20 protein-coding genes are annotated in these 24,915 nt (G+C 67.7%); 9 read left to right on the top strand and 11 right to left on the bottom strand.

Translation table 11 applies throughout. From position 1 onward, the window contains the following. Positions 1 to 151 precede the first annotated feature (151 nt). Positions 152 to 676, top strand: coding sequence for a DUF2147 domain-containing protein (locus ACYCUK_RS11195; RefSeq protein WP_461594848.1), 525 nt, complete (start codon positions 152 to 154; stop codon positions 674 to 676). Then, positions 673 to 2,310 (top strand): gamma-glutamyltransferase family protein, encoded by a 1,638-nt coding sequence (locus ACYCUK_RS11190; RefSeq protein WP_461594847.1) that lies wholly within the window; start codon positions 673 to 675, stop codon positions 2,308 to 2,310. Before ACYCUK_RS11195 ends, ACYCUK_RS11190 begins: the two co-directional genes overlap by 4 nt. A gap of 106 nt (positions 2,311 to 2,416) precedes the next feature. Here ACYCUK_RS11190 and ACYCUK_RS11185 read toward each other — a convergent pair whose 3' ends face one another. The 3 genes from ACYCUK_RS11185 to ACYCUK_RS11175 all read right to left on the bottom strand — a co-directional run bounded on the left by ACYCUK_RS11185 (position 2,417) and on the right by ACYCUK_RS11175 (position 4,094). After that, positions 2,417 to 3,469, bottom strand: a complete 1,053-nt coding sequence (locus tag ACYCUK_RS11185; RefSeq protein WP_461594846.1) for a DMT family transporter — start codon at positions 3,467 to 3,469, stop codon at positions 2,417 to 2,419. Between the two features lie 16 nt (positions 3,470 to 3,485). Further along, entirely contained in the window at positions 3,486 to 3,806 is a 321-nt protein-coding gene (locus ACYCUK_RS11180; RefSeq protein ID WP_461594845.1) for a DUF167 domain-containing protein, read from the bottom strand. Between the two features lie 96 nt (positions 3,807 to 3,902). After that, positions 3,903 to 4,094, bottom strand: a complete 192-nt coding sequence (locus ACYCUK_RS11175; protein WP_461594844.1) for a ribbon-helix-helix protein, CopG family — start codon at positions 4,092 to 4,094, stop codon at positions 3,903 to 3,905. A gap of 67 nt (positions 4,095 to 4,161) precedes the next feature. Here ACYCUK_RS11175 and hyfB point away from each other — a divergent pair, with 67 nt between their 5' ends. From hyfB to ACYCUK_RS11145, 6 genes are read left to right on the top strand one after another with little or no spacing between them, the layout of a single operon-like run. Further along, positions 4,162 to 6,165: a hydrogenase 4 subunit B gene (gene hyfB, locus ACYCUK_RS11170; protein ID WP_461594843.1), complete on the top strand. Its 2,004-nt coding sequence runs from the start codon at positions 4,162 to 4,164 to the stop codon at positions 6,163 to 6,165. Continuing rightward, positions 6,162 to 7,112: a respiratory chain complex I subunit 1 family protein gene (locus ACYCUK_RS11165; RefSeq protein ID WP_461594842.1), complete on the top strand. Its 951-nt coding sequence runs from the start codon at positions 6,162 to 6,164 to the stop codon at positions 7,110 to 7,112. The genes hyfB and ACYCUK_RS11165 overlap by 4 nt, the downstream gene beginning before the upstream one ends. Before the next feature lie 2 nt (positions 7,113 to 7,114). Further along, positions 7,115 to 7,807 (top strand): formate hydrogenlyase, encoded by a 693-nt coding sequence (locus tag ACYCUK_RS11160; protein WP_461594841.1) that lies wholly within the window; start codon positions 7,115 to 7,117, stop codon positions 7,805 to 7,807. Next, the gene (locus ACYCUK_RS11155; protein ID WP_461594840.1) at positions 7,808 to 9,262 is read left to right on the top strand and encodes a hydrogenase 4 subunit F; all 1,455 of its coding nucleotides are present in this window, start codon (positions 7,808 to 7,810) and stop codon (positions 9,260 to 9,262) included. A 5-nt stretch (positions 9,263 to 9,267) separates the two neighbouring features. Next, on the top strand, positions 9,268 to 10,788 hold the full coding sequence (locus ACYCUK_RS11150; RefSeq protein WP_461594839.1) for a hydrogenase large subunit: 1,521 nt from the start codon (positions 9,268 to 9,270) through the stop codon (positions 10,786 to 10,788). 10 nt (positions 10,789 to 10,798) lie between these two features. Continuing rightward, a complete protein-coding gene (locus tag ACYCUK_RS11145) occupies positions 10,799 to 11,314 on the top strand; it encodes an NADH-quinone oxidoreductase subunit B family protein (RefSeq protein WP_461594838.1) in 516 nt (171 codons plus the stop codon). Between the two features lie 88 nt (positions 11,315 to 11,402). Here the strand turns inward: ACYCUK_RS11145 and ACYCUK_RS11140 are convergent, their stop codons facing one another. Next, positions 11,403 to 12,554 carry a ChaN family lipoprotein gene (locus ACYCUK_RS11140; RefSeq protein ID WP_461594837.1) on the bottom strand — a complete coding sequence of 384 codons (1,152 nt, stop codon included), beginning with the start codon at positions 12,552 to 12,554 and terminating at the stop codon, positions 11,403 to 11,405. A gap of 412 nt (positions 12,555 to 12,966) precedes the next feature. Here ACYCUK_RS11140 and thpR point away from each other — a divergent pair, with 412 nt between their 5' ends. Next, entirely contained in the window at positions 12,967 to 13,548 is a 582-nt protein-coding gene (gene thpR, locus ACYCUK_RS11135; protein ID WP_461594836.1) for an RNA 2',3'-cyclic phosphodiesterase, read from the top strand. A gap of 34 nt (positions 13,549 to 13,582) precedes the next feature. Here the strand turns inward: thpR and ACYCUK_RS11130 are convergent, their stop codons facing one another. From ACYCUK_RS11130 to ACYCUK_RS11100, 7 genes are all read right to left on the bottom strand, one after another. Next, positions 13,583 to 15,103, bottom strand: coding sequence for an oligosaccharide flippase family protein (locus ACYCUK_RS11130; protein ID WP_461594835.1), 1,521 nt, complete (start codon positions 15,101 to 15,103; stop codon positions 13,583 to 13,585). Next, positions 15,087 to 16,325, bottom strand: coding sequence for a glycosyltransferase family 4 protein (locus ACYCUK_RS11125; RefSeq protein ID WP_461594834.1), 1,239 nt, complete (start codon positions 16,323 to 16,325; stop codon positions 15,087 to 15,089). The genes ACYCUK_RS11130 and ACYCUK_RS11125 overlap by 17 nt, the downstream gene beginning before the upstream one ends. A 77-nt stretch (positions 16,326 to 16,402) precedes the next feature. Then, positions 16,403 to 17,104: a YdcF family protein gene (locus ACYCUK_RS11120; RefSeq protein WP_461594833.1), complete on the bottom strand. Its 702-nt coding sequence runs from the start codon at positions 17,102 to 17,104 to the stop codon at positions 16,403 to 16,405. A 174-nt stretch (positions 17,105 to 17,278) separates the two neighbouring features. Continuing rightward, positions 17,279 to 18,214: an alpha/beta fold hydrolase gene (locus ACYCUK_RS11115; protein ID WP_461594832.1), complete on the bottom strand. Its 936-nt coding sequence runs from the start codon at positions 18,212 to 18,214 to the stop codon at positions 17,279 to 17,281. Further along, complete coding sequence (locus ACYCUK_RS11110; protein ID WP_461594831.1) at positions 18,207 to 19,037, bottom strand: serine aminopeptidase domain-containing protein; 831 nt, start codon at positions 19,035 to 19,037, stop codon at positions 18,207 to 18,209. Before ACYCUK_RS11110 ends, ACYCUK_RS11115 begins: the two co-directional genes overlap by 8 nt. Next, complete coding sequence (locus ACYCUK_RS11105; RefSeq protein WP_461594830.1) at positions 19,034 to 19,882, bottom strand: 4'-phosphopantetheinyl transferase family protein; 849 nt, start codon at positions 19,880 to 19,882, stop codon at positions 19,034 to 19,036. Before ACYCUK_RS11105 ends, ACYCUK_RS11110 begins: the two co-directional genes overlap by 4 nt. A 22-nt stretch (positions 19,883 to 19,904) precedes the next feature. After that, positions 19,905 to 24,914 (bottom strand): amino acid adenylation domain-containing protein, encoded by a 5,010-nt coding sequence (locus tag ACYCUK_RS11100; RefSeq protein WP_461594829.1) that lies wholly within the window; start codon positions 24,912 to 24,914, stop codon positions 19,905 to 19,907. Position 24,915: the final 1 nt, after the last annotated feature.

Below are 24,915 nucleotides of genomic sequence, written 5' to 3'. Positions count from 1 at the left end.
ACCCGCGGGCATTGCGCACCATTGCTACATCGGTCTTCCGCGGCACCGCATTCCACCTTGCCACAACCGGAGCACGCTGTGTTTCTTCGGCGCGATTTGCGGCAACGGGCCGATTACTTCGCTAACCGCTCCCAACACCGACAGGTGCCCCATGCCCGAAACCCGCATCATCCCCTTCAGCCCTGCCCTGCGGCATGACACCGGCCGCCAGCGGCTGACGCAGGCGCTGGCGCGTCTGCTGTTCGCGCTGTGCCTGGCCGGCATGGCCAGCGTGAGCTGGGCGCAGGCGCTGGGCATTGCCGGCGCCTGGAAGACCATCGACGACAAGACCGGCAAGCTCAAGGCGCTGATTCGCATCGTCGAACAGCCGGGCGGCAGCTACAGCGGCACCATCATCAAGAGTCTGGTGCCCGGTGCCGACCCGCACCGCATCTGCACCCTGTGCAGCGGCGCGCTGAAGGACCAGCCGATGATCGGCCTGACCATCCTCACCGGCTTGCGCCAGGACGCCGAACACCAACACAGTTTCAGCGGCGGCGAGATCGTCGACCCCGACAGCGGCAAGACCTACCACTGCAACGCCAGACTGGTGGACGACGGCGCCAAGCTGGACGTGCGCGGCTACATCGGCATCTCGCTGTTCGGCCGCACCCAGACCTGGGTGCGCGAGCCATGAGCGGCGCGGCGATGCAGGTCTTCGGCAGCCACGCCACTTACCCCAGCACGCGCCTGCCGCTGTTCGCGCGCAACGTGGTGGCCACCTCGCAGCCGCTGGCGGCGCAGGCCGGCTTGCGCATGCTGCTGGCTGGCGGCAATGCGGTGGACGCGGCCATCGCCAGCGCCGCGGCGCTCACCATCCTGGAGCCGGTGAGCAACGGCCTGGGGTCCGACGCCTTTTGCATCTTGTGGGATGGCCGGCAACTCCACGGCCTGAACGCCTCGGGCACGGCATCTGCGGCATGGACCCCGGCCTATTTCCAGCGCAAGTACGGCATGGATGCGCGGCAGCCACCCAAGCGCGGCTGGGACAGCGTGACCGTGCCCGGCGCCGTGGCCGCCTGGGCCGCGCTCTCGGCCAGGTTCGGCAAGCTGCCGTTTGCGGATGTGCTGCAGCCCGCCATCGACTACGCCGAGCACGGCTGCGCGGTGCCGGTGGTGGTGCAGCGGAAATGGGCGGCCGCGGCCGGCGACGCCGAGCTCACACGCCAACCCGGTTTCGCCGCGGCCTTCCTGCCCGGCGGGCAGGCGCCGGCGCTGGGCGAAGTCTTTCGCTTCCCCGCCGCCGCCCGCGCCCTGCGCGCCATTGCCGCGACGCGCGGCGAAGCCTTCTACCGTGGCGAGATTGCCGCGGCGCTGGCGGCGCACGCACGCGAGCACGGCGGCGCCATGACCGAGGCCGATCTCGCCGGCTACGCGCCGCAATGGGTGCAGCCGCTGGGGCAGGACTACCGCGGCCACACCCTGCACGAGATTCCGCCCAACGGCCAGGGCATTGCCGCGCTGATGGCGCTGGGCATGCTGAGGCGCTTCGAGCTCGGCAGCCTGACGGTGGACGCGGCCGCCACCCAGCACCTGATGATCGAGGCGATGAAGCTGGCCTTCGCCGACATCTACCGCCATGTCGCGGAACCGGGGGCCATGGCCTGCGCGCCCGAGCACCTGCTGGACCCCGATTACCTGGCCGAGCGTGCGCGCTGCATCGACCCGTCCCGCGCGCAGGACTTCGGCCCCGGCGCCTTGCCGCGCGGCGGCACCGTCTACCTGAGCGCGGCCGACGCCGACGGCATGATGGTCAGCTTCATCCAGAGCAACTACATGGGCTTCGGCTCCGGCGTGGTGCTGCCGGAGTGGGGCGTGTCGCTGCAGAACCGCGGCCACGCCTTCAGCCTGGATGCGGCGCATGCCAACGTCGTCGCCCCGGGCAAGCGGCCGTTCCACACCATCATCCCCGCCTTTCTCACGCGTGCCGGCCAGCCGCTCATGGCCTTCGGCGTGATGGGCGCGCACATGCAGCCGCAAGGCCATGTGCAGACCCTTGCCCGCATGCTGGACTGGGGCCAGAACCCGCAAACCGCCTGCGCCGCGCCGCGCTGGCTGGTGAACCACGACGGCAGCCTGAGCCTGGAAGCGAGCATGGACGCGGCCGTGGCGCAAGGCCTGGCCGCGCTGGGGCACCGGCTCACCACCATCCGCGACAGCTACCAGGACTTCGGCGCCGGCCAGTTCATCTGGCGCCTGGGGGACCCGGCTGTCGACGGCTATGTCGCCGCCAGCGACCCGCGCCGCGACGGCCAGGCCGTGGGGTTCTGAGCGCCCCCGCGTGTCCTTGTGAAGTGCCGATGCGCCGATGCGTTCAAGAGGTCGAACGCATCGGCGCACGGTGGAAGCCTCCAGGCAAAAGCCAGCCCGGCAGACGCTACATGCCGCGCCGCGCCAGGTAAATGCCAACCAAGACCAGCGCCGCGCCGGCGATCTGCCAGCCGGCCAACGCCTGCCCCAGCAGCACCCAGGCATAGACCACCGCCATGGCCGGCTGCACCAGCAGGCCGACCGAGGACAGGGCCGGGTTGAGCCGGCGCACGGCGTAGGCAATGACCACCTGGCCGCCAATCTGCACCAGTAGCGCCAGGCCCACCAGCCAGACCCAGCCGATGGCGGCGGTGGGCCACAGCCGGCCCTCGAACCAGGCGAAGGGCCACAGCACCAGCGCCGCCAGCAGGGTGACGGCGGCCATCAGCGGCGCGGTCGCCAGCCGCTGGCGGGCCTGCTGCACGCCCACCTGGTAGGCGGCGTAGAACAGCGCCGAGGTCAGGCCGCAGGCGTCGCCCAGCAGGGCGCGCGGGTCGTGGAAATTCGGGCCGATCATCAGGCTGGCGCCCGCCAGCGCCGCCACCAGCCCGGTGACATAGACCGAGCTCGGCGCCACCCGGGTGATGGCCCAGAACGCCAGGGCGATGACCACCGGGGCGAAGTTGGATTCGAGCGTGGCGTTGCCCACGGTGGTCCAGATGGCGGCGACATGGAACAGCAGCAGGTCGAGCGCGAACATGGTCGCGGTGAACAGCGTCAACCAGCGCGTCGGCCAGTGTTGCAGCAGCGCCGGCGGGGCGTTGCGGGCGGGGCGGTGCTGCAGTTGCAGGGCGCCGGGCGGCTCGGCTGCAGCCTCGGACAGTGGCACGATGGTGGCCGGCTGCCGCTGGCTTCGCCGCTGCCAAGCCACCCAGGCCAGCAGCAGCGGGGTGGCGATGGCCATGCGCCAGAACGCGCTGGCAAAGGGGCCGATGTTCGCGGAAGTGTCGGCCAGATGCACGAACACACCGGCGAGGCCGAGCACGGCGCCGCCCAAGAGTAGAACCAGGAAATCCATCACGACATTGTCGCTGGCATGACCGATGGCCTGTTTGCCCGCAGCCCTACGGCGCTTGGCGCGCAGCCGAAGCGAAAGCCGCACCCACCGGCAAGCTAACAAGCTGACCTCCGAGGCGTCAATCCGGCAGGCTGGTTTGCTGGAACACCGGGGGCAGTTTTCGCAGCGCCCGGATGCGCAACTGCTTGTTGACGTTCATGCGGCCGAACACCACCTCGATGGCCGAGGCCGGCACGCCGAACTCCTTGGCGAGAAAGCGCACCATGTGATCGGTCGCGCGGCCGTCACGCGGTGCGGCGGTCACGCTGACCTTGAGTTGCGGACCCTTGGGCTTGCCGATGGCGTCAACGCTCGCGCTGGGCTTGCCCAGGATGTTGACCACCAGCGTCTCGCCCTCCCACCAAAAGAACGATGCTCCCCGAACCTGTTGGGGTTTCATGGCGCAGACCGTCTCCGGGGCGCGCCGATGCGCGCCGTCAAACCCCCGGCGCCGAATGCGCAATGCGGCACGTCGCGGGCCTGTGCTGACGGCCGCTCAGCGCTTCAGCGCTTCATCGATGGACTCGCCCGGCCGCCACGGCCGGCCGAGCTGGAATTCGATGTAGTCGCGGATCAGGCGCCGCACCACTTGCGACGGCGTCTGGTCTTCGCGCGCGCACAAATGCTCGAACAACTCCTTCTTCTGCGGGTCGATCAGGATGGTCAATCGGCTGGTGCGTTGTTCCATGATGCGGTGACTTGTATTAGTATGGCACGCACATCTTATGTGATTTACCGTCCAACGCAACCCCACCATGAATGCCCTCTTGCTCCTGCCCGTCGCTTTGGGCGTGGTCTCGGGGTGGATCCTGATCGGATTGGCAGGTTTGCTGGCACCCCATTCGACGCGGTGGGTGGCCCACGGCCTGTTCCCCGTGGGCGCCATGGGCAGCGCGGTGATGGCCGGCGTGGGCTTGGCCGCCCTGTTCGCACCGGCCACGGTGATGCAGTTGTCCATCGGCCTGCCGGGCCTGCCCATGCATGTGCGGCTGGACGCCCTGTCCGGTTTTTTCCTGCTCCTGCTCGGCGCCTCGAGCGTGGGCACCTCGGTGTTCGCCGCCGGTTATTTCCGCACGGGCGAGGGCACGGCGCCGGGCTTGCTGGGCTTGCAATATCACGTGTTTCTCGCCGGCATGAGCGTGGTGATGCTGGCGGCCGACGCCTACACCTTCATGCTCGCCTGGGAAGTGATGGCGCTGTCCTCCTACTTCCTGGTGGTGACGCAGCATCGCATTGCCGAGATTCGCAGCGCCGGTTTCACCTACTTGCTGCTGGCGCATCTGGGCGCCATCGCCCTGTTGCTGTGCTTCGGCGTGATGATGGCTGGTGGCATGGGCGGCCTCACCTTCGCCGCGATGCGCGCGCACCAGCTCTCCCCCGCCTCGGCCAGCGTGGCCTTCGGCCTGGCCGTGCTCGGCTTCGGTGCCAAGGCCGGTCTGGTGCCGCTGCACATCTGGCTGCCCGAGGCGCACCCGGCGGCGCCCTCGCCGGTCTCGGCCTTGATGAGCGGCGTGATGCTCAAGACGGCGCTGTATGGCCTGCTGCGTGTGAGCTTCGACTTGCTGCACGCGCCGCTGTGGTGGTGGGGCGTGCCGCTGCTGGTGCTGGGCCTGTTCGGCGCCTTGTTCGGCGTGCTGTTCGCCGCGGTGCAGAACGATATGAAGCGCCTGCTGGCCTATTCCTCGATCGAGAACATCGGCATCGCCTTCACTGCGCTGGGCCTGGCGCTGGTGTTCCATGGCGTGGGCATGCCGCTGCTGGCGGCCTTGGCGCTGGCCGCCATGCTCTACCACGCGCTCAATCACGCGTTTTTCAAGAGCCTGCTGTTTCTCGCCACCGGCTCGGTGCTGCATGCCACCCAGCAGCGCAGCCTGGGGAGCCTGGGCGGGCTGTTGCGGCGCATGCCCTGGGTCGGCTGGACGGCGCTGATCGGCACTCTGGCCATCGCCGGCTTGCCACCGCTCAACGGCTTCATCGCCGAATGGCTGCTGCTGCAGGCGTTTTTGTTCACGCCGAGCGTGCCGCAGCCGTTTTTCAACATGCTCATTCCGCTGGGCGCGGCCGTGCTGGTGCTCACCGCGGCGCTGGCGGCCTATGTCATGGTGAAGTTCTACGGCGTGATTTTCCTCGGGCGGCATCGCGAGCCGCAACTCGAGCACGCGCACGACGCCGGCTGGCTGGAGCGTTTCGGCCTGGTCTGGCTGGCGGCCGGCTGCATCCTGCTCGGCCTGCTGCCAGGCCTGGTGTTGCAGTTGATCGACCGCGTCAACCTCTTGCTGCTCGGGCAGCCGCTCGCGCAGACCGGCAACTGGTTCTGGCTGGTGCCGATGTCGGCGCAGCGTGCTTCCTACAACCCGGGAATCGTGCTGCTGGTGGGCGGCCTGGTCATCGGCCTGACGGTCTGGTTCACCCACCGCGTCTACACCGGGCGCACGCGCCGCGCCGACGCCTGGGACTGCGGCGCGCCCGGCCAGACCGCGCGCATGCAGGACACGGCCGAAGGTTTCGGCCAGCCCATCCGCCGCCTGTTCGCGCCGTTTTTCCAGACCCACGCCGAACTGCCCCTGCCGTCCGATGCTGCGCCGCGCTACCGCGTGGTGGTGAGCGACAAGTTCTGGGCGCGCTTCTACAACCCGCTGGCCGACGCCGTGCTGTGGCTGGCGCAACGCGTGGGGCGCATCCAGCAGGGGCGCATTTCCATCTACCTGCTCTACAGCTTCGTCACCCTGCTGGTGCTGCTCATGGTGGTGGTGCGATGAACGTGGCCAGCATCTTCACCCAATTGTTCGCGGTCGCGGCCTCGGTATTGCTCGCTCCGCTGTTTTCCGGCTGGGTGGCGCAGTGCCGCGCCTGGCTGTCCAACCGCTCGGCTCCGCCCATCTGGCAGCCCTATTCTCGGCTGCGCAAGCTGTTCCACAAGGACGCGGTCATCGCCCGAGACGCCACGCCGCTGTTCCGCGCCGTCCCCTACATGCTGTTCGGCGTGATGGTGGCGGCAGCCGCCATCATTCCCTCGCTGTCCACCGATCTGCCGTTCGCCTCGGTGGCCGACGCCATCGCGCTGGTGGGGCTGTTCGCCCTGGCGCGGGTGTTCATCGCCCTGGCCGGCATGGACATCGGCACCGCGTTTGGCAGCATGGGCTCGCGGCGCGAAATGATGGTGGGCTTCCTCGCCGAGCCGGCCTTGCTGATGGTGCTGTTCACCTCCTCACTGATCTCCGGCAGCACCCTGCTGCCCACCATCGCCGAAGCCCTGCAGTCGCGCGCCCTGGCGATTCACGCCAGCCTGGCGTTTGCCGGCGTGGCCTTCGTCATGGTGCTGCTGGCCGAGAACGCGCGCATCCCGGTGGACAACCCGACCACCCACCTGGAACTCACCATGATCCACGAGGCCATGGTGCTGGAGTATTCGGCGCGCCATCTGGCCCTGGTGGAATGGGCCAGCAGCCTCAAGCTGTTCAACTACGCCTGCATTGGCTTCGCCCTGTTCCTGCCCTGGGGCCTGGCCGGCCGGGCCGACGGCGTGCTGTGGCTGCTGCCGGCGCTGCCGCCCTTGCTGCTGAAGCTTCTCGTTGCGGGTTTCGCCATCGCCCTGATCGAAACCTTGAGCGCCAAGCTGCGCATTTTCCGCGCGCCCGAATTTCTCGCCACGGCGTTTTTGCTCGCCGTGCTCGGCCTGCTGGTGCACCTGATGCTGCAGCATTGAGCATGACGGCAGCCCCATCCATCGTGTCCGCCGCCGCGTTGCCGCTGGCGACCCAGCTCATCCACCTGTTCGCCGCGCTGCTGCTGCTGCTGTCGTTCGCCATGCTGGCGCAGCGCCGGGTGGTGAACCTGGTGAACCTGTTCGCCGCGCAAGGCGCGACCCTGGTGGCCTGTGCCGTGGTGGTGGCCTACTCCACCCATCAGCCCGATCTGTATCAATCCGCCGCGCTCACCTTCGTCCTCAAGGTGCTGGTGCTGCCCTATGTGCTTCACAAGCTGATCGGCCGGCTGCATGCCGAGTGGGACACCGAGACCCTGGTGAACATTCCCACCATGCAGATCATCGGCATCCTGCTGGTCATCTTCGCCTTCGTCCTGGCGCAGCCCATCTCGCAGTTCGCCGGGGCCGCCACGCGCAGCACCTTGGGGCAAGCCATCGCCGTGGTGTTCCTGGCTTTCCTGATGATGATCGTGCGGCGCAAGGCCATTGCCCAGGTGGTGGGTTTCCTGGCGATGGAAAACGGCCTGCTGTTCGCCGCCACCAGCGCCACCCACGGCATGCCGATGGTGGTGGAGCTGGGCATCGGCCTGGACGTGCTGGTGGGCGTGTTCATCCTCGGCATTTTCTTTTTCCAGATCCGCGAACAGTTCGACAGCCTCGACCTGCAGCACATGGAAACGCTGAAAGAGGATTGAGTGGAACTCATCGTCCTGCTGGCCATTCCCCTGCTCGGTGCCGCGCTGCTGGCGCTGTTCGGGCATCGCGCTGCTGCGCCCCATCTGAACCTGGCCGCAAGCGCCGCCGCCTTCCTCGCCGCCTGCGTGCTCACCGCCGAGGTCATCGCGCATGGCCCGCTGCAGGTGCTGTCGGGCGAGTTTTTCATCGACCCGTTCAACGTCTTCCTGGTCACGCTCACCGCCTTCATCGGCATGACCACGGCCGGCTTTTCGCGGCCGTACATGCGCATCGAGCAGGAGCATGGCCGGCTCAATGCCGCGCGGTTGCGGCTGTATCACAGCATGTACCAGCTCTTCATGTTCACCATGCTGCTGGCGCTGACCACCAACAATATGGGCATCCTCTGGGTGGCGATGGAGGCGGCGACGCTGACCACCGTGCTGCTGGTGTCGCTCTACCGCACCAAGGCCAGCCTGGAGGCGGCGTGGAAGTACTTCATCCTCTGCGGCGTGGGCATCGCGCTGGCGCTGTTCGGCACCGTGCTGCTGTATTTCGCCGCCGAGCGCGTGCTCGGTGCCGAGGGCATGAATGCCTTGCTCTGGACCCAGCTCGATGGGGTGAAGGGCAAGCTCGAGCCGGGCATCATCGGCATCGCTTTCGTCTTCCTGCTGGTGGGCTATGGCACCAAGGTGGGCCTGGCGCCGCTGCACAGTTGGCTGCCAGACGCACACGCCGAAGGGCCGACGCCGGTGTCGGCCGTGCTCTCCGGCCTGCTGCTGAACGTGGCGCTGTACGCGGTGATGCGCTGCAAGGTGCTGGTCGAAGGCAGCGTGCGCGCCGCCTGGCCGGGGCAGATGCTGATGGGCTTCGGCCTGCTGTCGGCGCTGGTCGGCGCCTTCCTGCTGTGGCGGCAGAAGGATGTGAAGCGCATGTTCGCCTATTCGTCCATCGAGCACATGGGCATCGTCACCTTCGCCTTCGGCATGGGCGGACCCGTTGCCAACTTCGCCGCGCTGCTGCACATGACCGGCCATGCGCTGACCAAGAGCGCCATCTTTTTCACCACCGGACACGCCACGCAAAAGGCCGGCACCCAGCGCATGGACGCCATCCAGGGCCTGCGCGAACAATCGCCCGCGCTGGGTTGGGGGCTGATGCTGGGGGCGCTGGCGATTGTCGGCATGCCGCCGTTCGGCGTGTTCGCCAGCGAGTTCCTCATTCTCACCACGGCGATGCAACAGCAGCCCTGGGCCACACCCATCCTGCTGCTGGCGCTGGGCGTGGCCTTCGGCGCCATCTTCCTGCGGGCGCAAAGCATGGTGTTTGGCAGCAGCACCCTGCGCCGCCTGCCGCACCAGCCGAACATGGTGCCGGTGTTCGTGCATCTGGCGCTGGTGTTGCTGCTGGGGTTGTGGATCCCGGCATTCCTGGTGTCGTGGTGGCACCTGGCAGCCAGCATGCTGGGAGGCTGAAAGCCATGCGCGCACGCTGCTCCGTCATGCCGGTCGATCACCAGACCCTGGACGCGCTCGGCTGGGCGGCCCTCGCGCATCGCCTGCACGAGCAGGGCGCGCGGCTGCTGACCCTATGGGGCAGCGACACGCGGCCCGCACGCGGCGGCTTCACGCTGTTCGCCTGCTGGCTGGGCGCTGAGTCGCTGACCCTGGCGCAGCTCGACCTCGCCCCCGGCGTGACGCACTACCCCGGCCTGCACGAACGGTTTCCCGTGGCCGAGCGCCTGCAGCGCGCCGTGCGCGACCTGCTCGGCCTGCAGGCGCTGGGCATGGACCCGCGCCCCTGGCTGCGGCACACGGCCTGGGCGCCCGACGTCTACCCGCTGCGCCACGACGCCGCACCGCCCGCTCCCTGCGGCCAGCCCGAGGCCGAGCGCTACGCCTTCGTCCCGGTGGATGGCGAGGGCGTGCATGAAATCGCCGTCGGCCCGGTGCATGCCGGCATCATCGAGCCGGGCCAGTTCCGCTTCTCCGTGGTCGGCGAAAAAATCCTGCGCCTCGAACAGCGTCTGGGCTTCACCCACAAGGGCGTGGAGAAACGCTTCGAACAGCTCGGCCTGCGCGAGGGCGTGCGCCTGGCCGCGCGCCTGAGCGGGGACAGCGCCGCGGCCAACGCCTGGGCCTATTGCATGGCGCTGGAGACCCTGGCCGATGTGCAGGTGCCGCCGCGTGCGCTGCATCTGCGCGCGCTGCTGCTGGAGCGCGAGCGCCTGGCGAACCATCTGGGCGACCTCGGCGCCATCGGCAACGACGGCGGGTTCGGCTTCGCCCTGGCCCAGTTCTCGCGCCTGAAGGAAGACCTGCTGCGCCTCAACGCCCGCGCCTTTGGTGCGCGCTACCCCTTCGACGCCATCCAGCCCGGCGGGCTGGCCGCCGACCTCGACGCCGCTGCCGCCGACATGCTGCACGACCAGGCCGTGGTGTTGCAGGCCGAAGTCGAACGCCTGAAGACCATCCTCGACCAACACGAGGGCCTGCGGGACCGGTTCAAGACCACCGGCCGGGTCAAGCCCGAGTTGGCACTGGCCTTCGGCATGCTGGGCCTGGCGGCGCGGGCCAGCGGCCAGACGCTGGACCTGCGCGTCCTGCCGGGCTGCGCGCCCTATGCACGGCACCAGGTCAAGCTTGCCATGGAACCGGATGGCGATGTGGCGGCGCGCGTCGCCGTGCGCTTTGCCGAAGTGTTCGAGTCGCTGCGCCTGTGCCGCGAACTGCTCGACACCTTGCCGGAGGGCGCGGTGCGCGTGGAGCTTGGCGACGCCATCGCGCCGGGACTGGCGCTCGGCATGGTGGAGGGCTGGCGTGGCCCGGCCTTCATCGCGCTGCAAAGCGGGCCGGGCGGCAGCATCGCGCGCTGCCACCCGCACGATCCATCCTGGCAGAACTGGCCGGCGCTGGAGTGGGCGGTGACCCAGGACATCGTCCCCGATTTTCCGCTGATCAACAAGTCCTTCAACCTGTCCTATTCCGGGCACGACAGCTAGGAAACCCGCCATGTGGAAGACCTTGCGCCAGATCGTCCGCGTCGGCCGCATCAGCGAGCCGGGCAGCAGCGACAGCGCCGCGGTGCAGGCTGCAATCAGCCCGCAGATCCGCGCCGAGCTGCTGCGCATCCTCGGCCGGGCGCTGGCGGTGCGGGTGGTCGACGCCGGTTCGTGCAACGGCTGCGAACTCGAAATCAACGCCCTGTCCAACCCCTACATCAACCTCGAAGGTCTGGGCATGCACTTCGTCGCCAGCCCGCGCCATGCCGACCTGCTGCTGGTCACCGGCCCGGTGTCGCGACATATGGAACTGGCCCTGCGCCGCACCTTCGACGCCATGCCCGCGCCGCGCCTGGTGGTGGCCGCCGGCGACTGCGCCGCAAACTGCGGCGTGTTCGGCGCCGGCTATGCCAGTTGCGGTCGCGTGGCCGACGTGTTGCCGGTGGACGTGACGGTCGCCGGCTGCCCGCCGGCGCCGGCGGATTTGCTGGCGGGCATCTTGCAGGCGGTGCAAAGGCGGGTTTGACAGCGAGTTGAAAGTGCCGCGAAAGTGGGGAAAAAGCGCCACCAAAGCGGCCGTCATGGCGGCGCGCGCATCGTGCCGCAGCGACCAGTCAAGGCTTGCCCGCCTTGTCCGCGAGCGACTTCCGCAACGCGGCGCAATGGTCCACCGGCGGCGTGGGCGGTGTGAACCACACGGCGTCGAATCCGCTTGGCGGGCGCGGCGCGGTGTCGCCATCCACCCCCTGCAACAACAGGCTGAAGACGCCGGGCAACTTGGCGCCGTGGCCAACCGGGTCGGCCGCCGCCAGATGCAGGGCGATGCCGACGGTCTTGTCGGCGTGGAAGCTGCCGGCGAGCAGCACGACCGTGCGCCTGGACTGCAGCAGCGCGACGCAGCCCGCAGCCATGCTGGCGTCGCGGGCGAACTGGATGCGCGCCATCGCCGGCAACTGCGCCGCCGGCAGCAGGCCGCAATGGCTGTCGCGCACGTCGTCGATCACGCTCCGGCGCACAGCCTCGGGCACGCTCGCGTCCCACTTCGGGTCGCGGTAAGCGTTCATCATCTCGGCATCCGGCAGGTTCACCCCGACGACGGGAATGCCGGCGCGCACCGCCGCCATCACCGGCCCGACGTACAAGGCCCAAGGCCAGCCGTCGTCGTTCCAGTGCAAGGCCTGGCGCACGCTGGCTTCTGAGCGCCCCCAGGGTCGGGCCGCCGACCCGCCCCCCGTGGGGGTCAAGGAGACTTGGGGCGGCCCGGCGTTTCCTTGAGAGCGTCCCCAGGCCCGGCTCGCCGACCCGCCCCCCATGGGGGTCAAGGAGACTTGGGGCGGCCCCGCGCTTCCTTGAGAGGCATCGGCCGGGCCATCGAAGCGCCTGCCGGCATCCACCATTTCCAGCGCCACGGCGGCAAGCTGGCCGCGCGCCGCCAGCGCCTGAATCACCCAGGCTTGCAGCGCGTGATGGTCGGGATGGTCGTGCTGCTCGCCCAGCATGCAGATGGAGGCCGCTGCGCACTGCGCCAGAAGTTGCGCCGGCTGCAGCGCCAAGCCGTCGGCGCCAACGATGCGCCCGACCAGGGGCGAATCGGCAAAGCCAGTCTCTTGAAACGCCGGCAGTGGCGGCAGGGCGGGTTCGTGCGCCCACGCCCCTGGCTGGCTCAGCGCCAAACCCGAGGCTCCCAAGCCGAGGACGAGGGCGCGCCGGCGGGCGTCGTGGACGGGGCCGGAGCGATGGCGCGCGGGCAGGCGGGGTTTGGACATGGCAGGGCACATGCGAAAGCATGGATCGGAAAGGGCGGGCTGGGCTTGAACATAGCCCGAGGCGCAAAACCGTAGACATGATGGCGGTTTAGGGCGACGCTGAATCAGTTCCCGTGATGCAGCGCGCCGCGCATCGGGATGGGATGCAAGGCGCAAACCACAGCCATAGCCCAAGCCATGGCGCGGATTTGCAACGCCGCAGACCGCCCGAGGCGCGGATGCGATGCACACGAGGGACTTGTTCAGCGTCGCCATAGGGCGATGTCGGGCCGCAAGGCGGCATGCATCCTCGACAAGCGGCGGCGGTCGTCCTACGCTGAAACCCAGGGCCCGCTCACCGACCGTGGCCACGACCCATCGACTTGCAAATCCCAGCGCGTCATCGCGCGCGTCGCCGCCCATGCCGCCCGATATGCCACCCTACACGCCCCCCCAGACGCCGCCTCACACCCCAACCGATGGCGCGGGTTTGCGCCTGTTCTTCGCCCTCTGGCCGCAACCCGCACTGCGCGCCCTGCTGGCGCAGCACATGCAGGCCTGGCGCTTCACGCCACCGGCCAAGCCGACCTTGCCGGACAAGCTGCATCTCACGCTGCTGTTCATGGACGGCGTGCCCGAAGCGCGCTTGCAAGACCTGGTTGGCATCGGCGCCAAGGTGGCGAGCGCAACCCGAGCTTTGACCCTGCACCTGGACCAGGCTGCAGTCTGGCCACAGGGTGGTATTGCCCACCTGGCCGCGGGCCATCTGCCGCGCGGGTTGCTGGCTTTGCGCACGGCGCTGGCGCAGGCCGTGGAGCAGGCTGGCATCGGCTGCGACCAGCGCGCGTTTCGGCCGCATGTGACCCTGGCGCGTCACGCCCAGGCCAGCCATGCGCCCCAGGCCTTCGCCCCCGTTGCCTGGCCGGCTGCGGAGTTGTCGCTGGTGCAGTCGATGCTGGGCAGCGGGCGCTACGCGGTGCTGGACCGATGGGGCTCAGGCCAGGCATTGGGCTGATGGCCGGCTAAAGCCGCGGACCTTCACCTTGCTTTTAGCGTGAACGCAGGCGGTCCAGCATCTTGATTGCGAGGCCACGGATGGGTTTGTCGCTCACCAGCAGCAGCGAGCCGTAGAGCACGACGCCCACCAGAATTTGCAGCGGAATGCGCAGCGCAAGACTGGGCAGGTGGATCTGCGTGATCACTCCATACATCAGCAAGGCGAGTATCGAGAACTTGGCCAGATCCCGCCAGGGCATGGGCACGTACACGGCGCGCCGGCCGTAGTAGGCCGTGGCGGCGGTGTACAGCAGATAGCTCGCCAGTGTGGCAACGGCGGCGCCCTCGATGCCATAGGGTCGCACCAGCAGCGCGCTGAGCGCGATGTTCAAGGCCGCGGCCGCCAGCACGGAATACATCACCACCTTGGTGAGTTTGTTGATGTAGATGCCGGCGCTGAAAATCGGCGTGCCGCCGGCCACCAGCATGCCGCCGACGATGAGCGCAAACAGCGATGTGGAAACCTCGTACTTGTCGGAGGCCAGCAGGCGCAGCAGATCCGGACCCACCGCGGCCATGCCGGCCAGGATGGGTAGCGCCAGCACCAGGTAATAGCGCAGCGCCTGCTGTAGGAAGGCCACCGTTTTCTCCCGGCCCTGCTGTTCCCACTGGCGCAGATACATGGGAATGACCGCTTGCGCGAACGAGGCCGTCAGCACGCCCTGGAGGTATTCGGAAAAGTTGTACGCCGCCGAATACGAGCCCAGCGGCTGAGGTCCGAGCTGGTAGTTGATGATGTAACGCCCGCCCATGCTCAGCAGCATGTATGACAGCTCGCTAGCGAGTAGCGGCAGGCCGAACGTGAGCATCGCGACGAATAGCGGGCGCGAAACACGCTTGATGTCGAACAGGCGCTGTCGCGCGTAGTAGCCGACGATGAAAATCAGGGCCAGAGCCTCGGCGATCATGGTGCCGATGAAAAAACCGTAGAGATTGCGTGCTATGAAAAACAGTACCAGCAGCACCAGCCCAAGGCCGATGTATTTGCGCACCACCGTGAACAAGCTGTAGAGGCCACTGCGCTGTTCGGCGTTCACCAGGTTGAGCATGGCGCTGTCGACCACGCGAAACAGGATGAGCGGGGCGGCCAGGGCGATGAGGTCTTGCGCTCCCGTGTGACTCCACCAGGAGTTGGGCAAGGCCAGGAAAATCAGCGCGCTCAGCAGTGCAATGACGGCACCCACGGCGATCATGCTGAACAGCACCGTGGAGAACAACGCGACCTTGTCTCCCGCACGCTTGCCGCCTTCGATTTCGGCATAAAAGCGCACGATCGACTTTTGCAGCCCCATCTTGCCCACGCCAACGAGAAAGCCGAGCGTGACGTTGACCAGGCCGAGCACGCCGTATTCCGCGACCGTGAAGATGCGCGTGAAAATCGGAAACGAGATGATGCTGGCCAGCGTAATGAGCAGCGTGCCGATGGAATAGTTCGACGTATGCCGCAGCAGGCGCATGAGCATGCCGCCCTGCTCCTTCGGCGCGGAGCTGATGCCGTCAGTGTCGGTGGCCATCGGTGTGCAGTGGCCGCGTTTCGGTGGCCGGCGCAGTCGGGTGGGCGCCACGATACAGACGCAGCAGGGAGGCGGTGACGATCTCGGCGCAGTATGTGCGTTCGATGGCCGCGCGCCCGGCACGGCCCATGCGCAGGCGCAGGTCCGAGTCGTCGAGCAGGGTCTGCATGGCGGCAGCGAGCGCCGCTGGGTCGTTCGGCGGCACCAGCAGCCCCGTGCTGCCATGGGCCACCACATCTTCGTGGCCACTCACGCGCGTGGCCACCACCGCCAGCCCCGAGGCCATGGCTTCGAGCACCGCGTTGGGCAGGCCTTCCTGGTGCGAGGCCTGCACATACAGGCCGGCGTCAGCCAGAATTTCGGGAACATGGCTCACCGCGCCGGGGAAGTCCACACTGTCCTGCACGCCCAACTCGCGAGCCAGCGACCGCAGTTTGTCGTGCTCGGGCCCGTTGCCGGCCAGCACCAGGCGCAGCTCTGCCGGGCGCCGCACCAGCGCCCAGGCGCGTAGCAGCACGTCGATGCCTTTCACCGGCACATGCCGGCCGACGAACACCACGCGCCGCAAGGGCGCGTCGGTACGGTTGCAGGCGAAGCGCGCGCAATCCACCGCGTTGGGAATGGGGTGCATCCTGGCAGCCGGGTAGCCGGCTTCGAGCATGGCCCTGCGCGTATGCTGGCTGATGCACTGGAAGGCGTCGATGCGCTTGGCGCCGGCGTTGAGCAGGCGGTGGATGGGGCGGTGCATCAGCGCCGGGTCGAGAATGCCGCCGCGAAATTCGTCAGCTCCGGAAACTTTTGCCACCATGGGTATGCCCACCAGCCGCCGCACCCATCCAGCCGCCCCGGCCAGATTGCGCACCATGTGGATGTGGATGGCGTCGAATTCGCGGCGATGGCGCAACAAGTAGGCGGCGAAACGCAGATCGAGCAGGATGGAGCCCAGGCCTCTGACGCGGGGATAGCTCAAGCGCCGCACCGCGATGCCGTCGATCACTTCAAACTTCGCCTGCGACGCCTGCAGCCGTGGCGCCAGAACCCGCACCTGGTGGCCCTGCTGTGCAAAGGCTGTGCACAGCAGCCGCGCCTGCATTTCGGCGCCGCCGGTGGCGGGGTACTGTCCATCCACCACCATCAGGATGCGCAGAGGATCCAGGGCGGGAACACGATTGGTCTCCACAGAGTCCCCAAAGGTCTTGCGAAATGGCATGGAACTGGACATAGGTCGGGTACAGCGCGGTGCAAGCTTTCAGCCTAGCTGCAATACGATCGAGAAGTCACCCCATGTTCCGGTGCCGGTCAGGAATGTGTTTGAACGAACGGTAGTTGGCGGAATTTCACCAAGCTGTAAAAAATCATGCCTAAATATTCGTGCAACAACATGGATGATTTCTCCAGGCCACCGAGTTGCGGGATGAATCGGTCGAGCAGCGGCGCGTGCGTGCTGAGAAAGCCGGCTGGCCATGCACAGACCTTTTGCCCCGCGTCGCGAAAGGCCCTGTAAGAGCGCGGCATGTGATAGGCCGATGTCAGGAGGTAGCGCGCTGCCGGCGGGTCATGGGCCAGCATGGCGCGGGTGTTGATGGCGCTCTCGTAGGTGGTGTGTGAGCGCTGCTCCAGTTCAATGCGGTTTGCCGCAATTCCCATGGCTTCGGCGAGCGCGCCCATCACGCCAGCCTCGCTAAAGCGCATATTGCCCCCGCCGGAAAACAGCAAAACACTTTGTGGTGTTTGTCGCGCGAGCGCCACCGCTGCGAGGGTGCGGCGCAGGCCGTCGCCTTGCAGGGCGTTGAAATCGGTGAGCCGGTCGGGGGCGTGTTCGAAGCCACCTGCCAGCACGATGATCACACTGCCGGCAGGCGGCGGCCCGCAGCGGGCGTCGCGCCGGGCCCAGTTTTGCAACGTGGAAAAAACCGGATCGACGGTCAGCGGCATGGATAGCACGAGATAGACCAGCAGCACGCCGGCGGCGCCGAAGCGCATGAGCTTCGGGATGGGCATGCGCCACGCCATCACCGTTAACAGGACCAGGCACCAAGCGATAAGGGCCACGGGCGCAAGCAGGGATTCAAGCCAGAGTCTCAAGTCGAACACGATGGCGCATCCATCCTCTTGATGGTGGTCGATGACCGGTTTTTGGGTGAATGCCAGTGGGCTGGATGCTGCGCCTCAAACCTAATCGGGCGCATGTGCAGGGTCTGGCGTGGGTGGGGAATGGTGGGCGGGGTTCGGCAACTGATCCACGACAACGGTCTGCCGCTCCAGCAAGTCCGCACAAATCCAGTCCGTGAAGTCGCGCTGGGCGTTGATCGAGGTCATGACGTGGTCAATGGACGCCAGCAAAGCCGTGCGCAGATTGGGGATGGGCGCATCATCCAGGCCAAAGGCCTCGACGATTTGCGCCGCGTAGTTGACGTTGCTGAAGTCAGCACCCGACTGCAGCACCGAGACATGCACGCCCTTTTGCGTCAGTTGCGCGAAGCCCTGTGCAAGCTGAGCTTTTGAGGGTCGGTCGTCGACGGGGAGAGCGGCTTCGACGCGCAACCGTCGGAGCTTGCTTTTCAGCCACTGCGGCAGCGAACCCAGCAAACTAGCGGCACGTCGCAGATACAGCGCGAAGGCAGCCGTTTTGAGGCCATGGTTGCGTAGACGAACGACGAAAAAACGCCGCCGGCTCTTGCCGGTTTGCAGGGAGAAGGCGTCGTACAGGATGATGTGGCGCACGCGCGCATCTTGCTGCGCGGCCCAGTAGCTGGGCAGCGCGCCGGAGCAGAAGCCGAGCAGGGCGAAGTGCTGCACGCTCGCGGCGTCCTGCAGCGTGTCCATCGCGGCCTGCAAATCGCGCACCACCTGCTGCTGGTAGCTCAGTTTGCCGTCCGCCCCCAGGCTGTCGCCAATGCCGTGCAGGTCGAAGCGGATGGTGGGAATGCCGTGGCGCGCCAGTTCGCGCGCGAGTTTCACGTTGATGCGATGCGGCCCGATGCGGTGCACCACGCCGGCGTTGAACAGCACCATGCCGCATGGGGCGGCGGCGTCTGCGCGCGCGGCGGGCAGGGTCAGGGTGCCGATCAGCCCCTGGTCGGGGCCGAAGACGAGGGTGGCTTCATGCATGGACGGCTTCTGTCAGGGCGCCGAGCGCATGGTCCACCCAGGCCCGGGGAACGATGGCGGTGTTCAACGCGCTGTTGGTGGCCCAGTCGATGTCGGAGTCGGAGGGAGCGACGTGCAAGCGGGGTGAGGCCAGGAGGTCGCGCTTGGCCGTCCAGGCCGTGAACGCATCGACTTGCGGCGTGAGGATGATGGTGTTGCGGGCGCGGCCGGGCCAGGGTTGGTGCAGGCCGATGCGCTCGGCAATTTGCGCCTTGCAGGCCGGCGTCAGCGCAAAACCGAGCGCTTCGCCGCCGGGGTCGGGCAGGTTGAATTGGCGCAGCGCGGGGTCGATGCGCCAGCGCGAGCCGAACATGCCGGCCATGGTGTCGGCGTTGGACTGCTGCAAGGCCAGCAAATGGCTGCCGCCTTCGGCCACGGGCTCGAACAGCAGCAGATGGTCCAGCGCCTCGGCCCAATGACTTGAGGCCAGTGCCGCGATGTTGCCGCCCAGCCTCAGTCCCAGGCACGACAACTTTCCGGCGCGGCTGCGTTGCAGCAGCAAGTTGCCGGCGGCCACGGCGTCGGCAATGGCGCCGTCGAGGTCGAACGCGGCGTCATCGCCGGCCGAATCGCCGCTGCCGTAATAGTCGAAGCGCAGCACGTGGAAGCCGGCGGCCGTCAGGCGGTCGCCGAGCACGCGGTACAGGCGGTGGGCGCGAATGGCCTCCTGGCCGAAGGGGTTGCACAGCAGCACGGCGTGGTCGCGTGCCGCGGCGTCGGCGCTCGGCTCAAGATGCAGCGCGAACAGCTCGCGCGCGTCGCGCAAGAATCGCAGTGGGGTCAAGTTCGCCACTCCGGCTGATGGGCGGCGTCCTGCGGCTCGATGTGCGCGAAACCCCCAACCACGGCGAGCGCAGCGCAATAGCCGCTGGGTGCTGGCAGCGGGGTGATGTCGATGGGCGCCGCGGCGCCATCCACCTGCACAGTTTGGCGCTGCGTGTGCAAGCCCACGTGCAGCGCGCGCGGCTCCAGCCGCAGGCCGATGCCCAGCGCTTTCAGGCAGGCTTCCTTGCGTGTCCAGCAGCCGACGAAGGTGTCGGCATGGTCGGGCGCGGCGCATTGCGCCAGCTCGTCGAGCTCCGTTGCGCTCAGCACACCGGCGGCCAGGTCCGGCCCCGGCAGATCGCCCCGCACGGCTTCGATGTCCACGCCCACTTCGATGCCTGCCGTCACGGCGATCAGCGCCAGATCCTTGCTGTGGCTCAGGTTGAAGCACAGCGGCGCCTGGCCCGCCCCGCGCAGCGCTTGCAGCAGCACCGGCTTGCCGTGAGCGCCGGTGGCGAAGCGCAACTGCTGCGGCGGCACGCCGAGATAGGCACCGAGAATGCGCCGCAGCCAGGCATGCGCCGCCACGTAGCGCCGCCAGTCGTGGGCGTAGACGAAGCGCTGCGCACGTTCGGTCTCGGCGGCGTCGAGCAGGGCGGCGGCATCGGCCCCCATATCGCGCAGATCGAGCCGCCACACATGCACATTGCGGTCCTGTGGCCAAGCCAGCGTGGCCAGGCCATGGGCGCGCAGACGGGGCGGCAGCGTGGCGGCGAGGCTTGGCGGCCTGGGGTTGTACGGCGCATTGCCCTGCGCGCGCGACCAGCGTTGGGCATGAGGTTCGCGGTTGGGTGTGGACAGCATAGGGGCCTCCGTCGGGGGTTGTTCAGTGCATGCTCTTGCCGCGGCCCAGGCCGCCGAACAGGCGCTTGACCAGGCCGGGTTTGGTCAGGGCCTCAACTTCGAGTGCGTCGTAGTGGTGGGCGATTTGCCCCAGTGTCTCGAAAATGAGCAGGCGGGCGTTGGCGCGCTTGCCGGTGCGTTCATGCATGCCGATGACCGCCTGCATGGCGGTGAGCGAGTCGCCGCCAAGGTCGAAGTAGTTGTCTTGCGGTTCAATTTGCTCCGGCTTCAGGCCCAGCAATCCAGCCCAGACTTCGCTCAGAGCTTGCTCGGTGGGGGTGAGGGGTCGGGTGGGCTCGCGTGGGGGGCGGGCCGCATCAGGCGGAGCCAAGCTCGGCGCGGGTTGCGGCATGTCGCCGGACGAGAGATGCCGCAAGCCCGCTGCCGCGGTGGAATGCTCCGGCGCCAGCAGCGTGCGCAGCGGCTGTCCCGGGCCAGTGACGAAGCGCTGCACAAGTTCCAAGTAGCGGGCCTTGAACGCCGCTGCGGTTTGGGCCGTGTAGATGTCGGTGTTGTAGGTGAAGCCGCCTTCCAGGCCGCCCGGCACCTCCATCAGCCACAGGCCCAGGTCTTCGGTGGCGCCTTTCTGGAAAATGAGAATGCTGCTCTGCTCCAAATCAGCCCATTGTCGGGTGCGTTCCCGCGCGTCCTGGAACGAGAACAGCGCCTGGTAAATGCCAGCGCGCTGCGAGCGCGCCATCATCTCCGGCTCCATCGCCAGGCGTTCGAACGGAATGTCCTGGAAGCTCAACACATCCATGAACTCCTGCTTCACGCTGCGCAGATAGTCGGTTGCCGTCTGGTTCAGGTCGATGCGAAGCTGCAAGGGAAGCAGGTTGTTGAAAAAACCCATCACCGGCTCGACCTCGGTCATCATGCGCCCGCGCACAGGCACGCCGATGACGAGTGTCGAGCTGTCCGCCGCGTGCGCCATCATGGCACCGTAGAGCGCAAGCGCCAGCATATTGAGCGTGACATCCATCTGCCGGGCCAAGTCGTGCAAGCTTTCCGTCGTGGTCTTGTCGATGCGCACCCATTCGGTCGCGCCCTCTCCGCTCATGCCGGCGCTGCGGGGTTTGTCGGTTTTGGGGGCCTTGGGCGCCGGTGCCTCGGCCATGCGGATGTTCCACTCGCGCAGCTGGGCGGCAAAGACCGGGCTTTGCGTCCATTCGGCTTGCCACTGGGCGTAGTCGGCATACGTGACGGGCAAGGGCGGCAGGGTGTTGGCCGTGCCGTGCTTGCGTGCCGTGTAGCACGCGGCCATTTCGCTGTAGAGCAGATCGAAGGACCAGCCATCCCAGATGATGTGATGGGGCATGAACAGGAAGGCATGCTCCTCAGGGGCCAGCCGGAACAACGCGGCACGGAACAGCGGAACTTGGTGAATGTCGATGGGCCGGTCGACCATGGCCTGCATGCGGCGCATCAACTCGGCCTCGCGCTCGGCATCCGGCCATTGACTGAGGTCGTCGAAAGGCAGCTCGAACTCCACATGCGGCGCCACCACCTGCGCGTGCACGCCGTTCGTCGTGCGAATGAAGCTGCGCAGCACGGGCTGGCGCAACACCAGGTCGTGCAGTGCCTGCTCGAAGGCGTCGAGCGCCAGAGGGCCGCGCAGGCGGTGTGCCGAGGGCGTGTTGTAGACCACGCGCCCCGGGTACAGTTCTTCCATGAAGGCGATGCGCTCTTGCTGCGCGGTCAGCGGCGCGTCGATGCGCGAGGGGTCGTGGCGGATGGCAACGCGGCCCATGCCTCCGGCGACCCTGGCTTTCTCGATGGCCCGAGCCATGCGCTCGGCGGTGGGTGACTCGAAGACCAGTCGCAGGGGCAGATTGAGGTCGAGTGCCCCATTGAGTTGGGCGATCAGGCGCGCGGCGAGCAGCGAGTGTCCGCCCAGGGCGAAAAAATCGTCCAGCACGCTCATTTCGGGGAGCTTGAGCACTTGCTCCATGAGGCCGAGCACCGCTTGCTCCGTGGCATCGCGCGGCGGCACGCGGCTGCGCCCGGCCCCGGTTTGCGCCGGGTTCGGCGCGGGCAGCGCACGACGATCGACCTTGCCGCTGGACAGCAGCGGAATGGCGTCGAGTTGGACGATGTTCTGCGGCACCATGTAGTCCGGCAAAACCTGACGCAGACGTTCGCGCAGACGTTCGCTGTCGACCGGGCCGTCGCGTCCAACCACATAGGCGACGAGGCGCAAGTCACCGGGGCTGTCTTCGCGGGTGATGGCCACGGCGTGGCTGATGCCGGGCAGCGTGAGCAGATGGTTTTCGATCTCGCCCAGTTCGATGCGGTAGCCGCGCACCTTGACCTGATGGTCGCTGCGACCCAGATAGTCGAGCGCGCCGTCGCCGCGCCAGCGGGCGATGTCGCCGGTTTTGTACAGGCGTCCACCGGGTTTGAACGGATCGGTGATGAAGCGCTCGGCCGTCAGCTCCGGGCGCTTGACATAGCCCATGCCGACTTGCGCACCACCGATGTAGAGATCGCCCGCCGTGCCGATGGGCAAGGGCCGCAGCCGGGCGTCGAGCACATGCAACTGGGTGTTGGCAATCGGCGCGCCGATGGGCACGGTGCCGGAGGGCTCCGCAGGCCGGCATTCCCAGGCGCTGACGTCGACGGCGGCTTCGGTCGGGCCGTAGAGGTTGGCCAATTTGGCTTGCGGCAACAGCGTGAAAAAGCGCTCGACCAGATCGAGCGGCAGCGCCTCGCCGGAGCAGACGACGCGGCGCAGCCGGGCACATGCGGGTGCGGCGGGCTCATCGAGGAAGAAGCGCAACATCGATGGAACGAAGTGCATCACGTCAATGCGCTCGCGCTGCACCAGATCGGCCAGATAGGCGCTGTCGCGGTGGCCGTCGGGCCTGGCCACGACCAGCGTGGCTCCAACCGAGAGCGGCCAGAAGAACTCCCACACCGACACGTCGAAGCTGAACGGGGTTTTCTGCAGCACGCGTTCGCCGGGCTGCAGGGCGTAGGCCTGCTGCATCCACAGCAGGCGGTTGACGATGCCGCGATGCGCGTTCATCGCGCCCTTGGGCCGGCCCGTGGAGCCCGAGGTGAACATGACGTAGGCCGGGTCGGCATCGCCACCCAGCTGCGGCAACGGCGGCACCGCGTCGTCGGCTTGCCAGACGATGGCGTCGATGAACACGGCATGGCCGGCCGCAGCGAAAGCGCTGCTGCGGCCGGCATGTTCGGTGTGGCGCGTGACCAGCAGCTTGACCCCGGCATCTTCGACCATGCCAGCCAGGCGCTCGACGGGCAGGGATGGGTCCAGCGGCACATAGGCCGCGCCGCTGGCGATGATGCCCACCAGCGCCACCACCAGATCGAGGCTGCGCTCCAGACACACGCCCACCAGCTCGCCCGGCCCGGCGCCCTGCGCGCGCAGCGCATGGGCAAGTTGGCGGGCGCGGGCATGCAGCTCGCGGTAGCTGAGGGTTTGACCCTCGAACACGAGCGCGGTGGCGGTCGGGTCATGCTGCAGGCCGGCTTGCAGCAGATCGCTCAGACGCAGCCCTGGCGGGTTGTCGCGCGCTGTGTTGTTCCAGGCAGCGAGCAGGGCTTGCTCGGCTGGCGGCGGGGCCAACAGGGCGGCCAGGGGCTGGGCCGGTTCCGCCGCGGCGCGCACCAGCGCTTCGCGGTAAAGCTCAAGCCAGCGGCGCACCGTGGCCTGATCGAACAGCGCGGTCTTGTACTGGCATTCCAGCAGCAGCCCTTGCGTGTCCTGGGTGACGTTGAGATACAGCTCGAAATTTTCGGCGCTGCGCGGATTGGAAAAAACCTCCGCTTGCAGGCCCGCCGGGGCGAAGGCGGCGGCATCCATGCGCGCATCCAGATTGAACAGCACGGACACCAGCGGCAGGCGTCCCGGTTCGCGCTGCAGTTGCAGATGTTTGAGCAGGCCGCCGAAGCTCACGCTCTGGTGCTCGTAGGCGTCGAGCACGGCGGTGCGGGATTGCAGCAAAAGCGCGGATACGTCGGCTTCGACATCGACCAGCATGCGGATGGGCAGCAGGTTGACGCAGTGGCCGACGAGGCTGTGGCCGCCCTCGGCCGACTGCCCTGCGGCCGACACGCCGATGACGACTTCGTCTTGCCCAGACAAGCGTGAGATCAGGCCGGCGAAGACGCCGAACAGCGCCGCGAACAGGCTGACGCCATGGCGCGCACCGAGCTTGCGCACGGCTTCGAGCGTGCCGAAGTCGAGACGCAAGTCCTCACGCCGGGAGGCAAAAGCACGCTGGGGCAGGCGCGGGCGACGGGTGGGTAAATCGAGCGCGGGCACCGAGCGGTCGTACAGCGAGACCCAATGGCTTGTATCGGCCTCGGCCTGCTGGACATGGACTGGGTCGAGCTGCGCCAGGGCATGGTCGGCATAGGTTTCAGCGACGGGCAAGGCGGCATCGGGATGGGTTGACGCCGCGACGGTGAGCAAGGCGGCCAGCTCGCGCAGCAGCACGCCGAACGACCAGCCGTCGCAGACGATGTGGTGGGCGGTGAGCACCAGCACGGCATCGAACTCGGTCAGCTCGATGAGCTGGGCGCGCAGCAGCGGGCCTTGTTCGAGGTTGAACGGGGTGTCGACGTCGGCGCGGATATGGCGCTGCAGCGAGGCCTCGCGCTGCTCGGGGGTGAGGGCGCTGATGTCGTGCACGGGCATGTCGAGCGCGAGGGTTTCGGCGACGAACATGTCCTGGCCGTCGGCACCGAAGGTGGCGCGCAGCGCGTCGTGGCGGGCGACGAGGGTGCCCAGCGCGCGGCGCAGGGTTTCGGCATCGAGCGCGCTCTGCGATGGGCTTTGCAAGCGCAGGCTGACCGATTCGTTATAGGCCAGGCTGGCTTCGGCGCCGAGCTGGCAGGCGAGCCAGATTTCACGCTGCGCTTCGGTGGTGGGCACGACGCGGGCGATGGGCGCGGCGTCGGCGAAGGGGTTGTAATCGACGGCGGAGAGGCCGCCTGGGCCTGGGTCTTGGCTCATGTCGTTCATG

Source organism: Thiomonas sp., from assembly GCF_054608695.1.
Note: the sequence above shows the minus strand (reverse complement) of the source record. Positions and strands in the feature narration are given on the sequence as shown.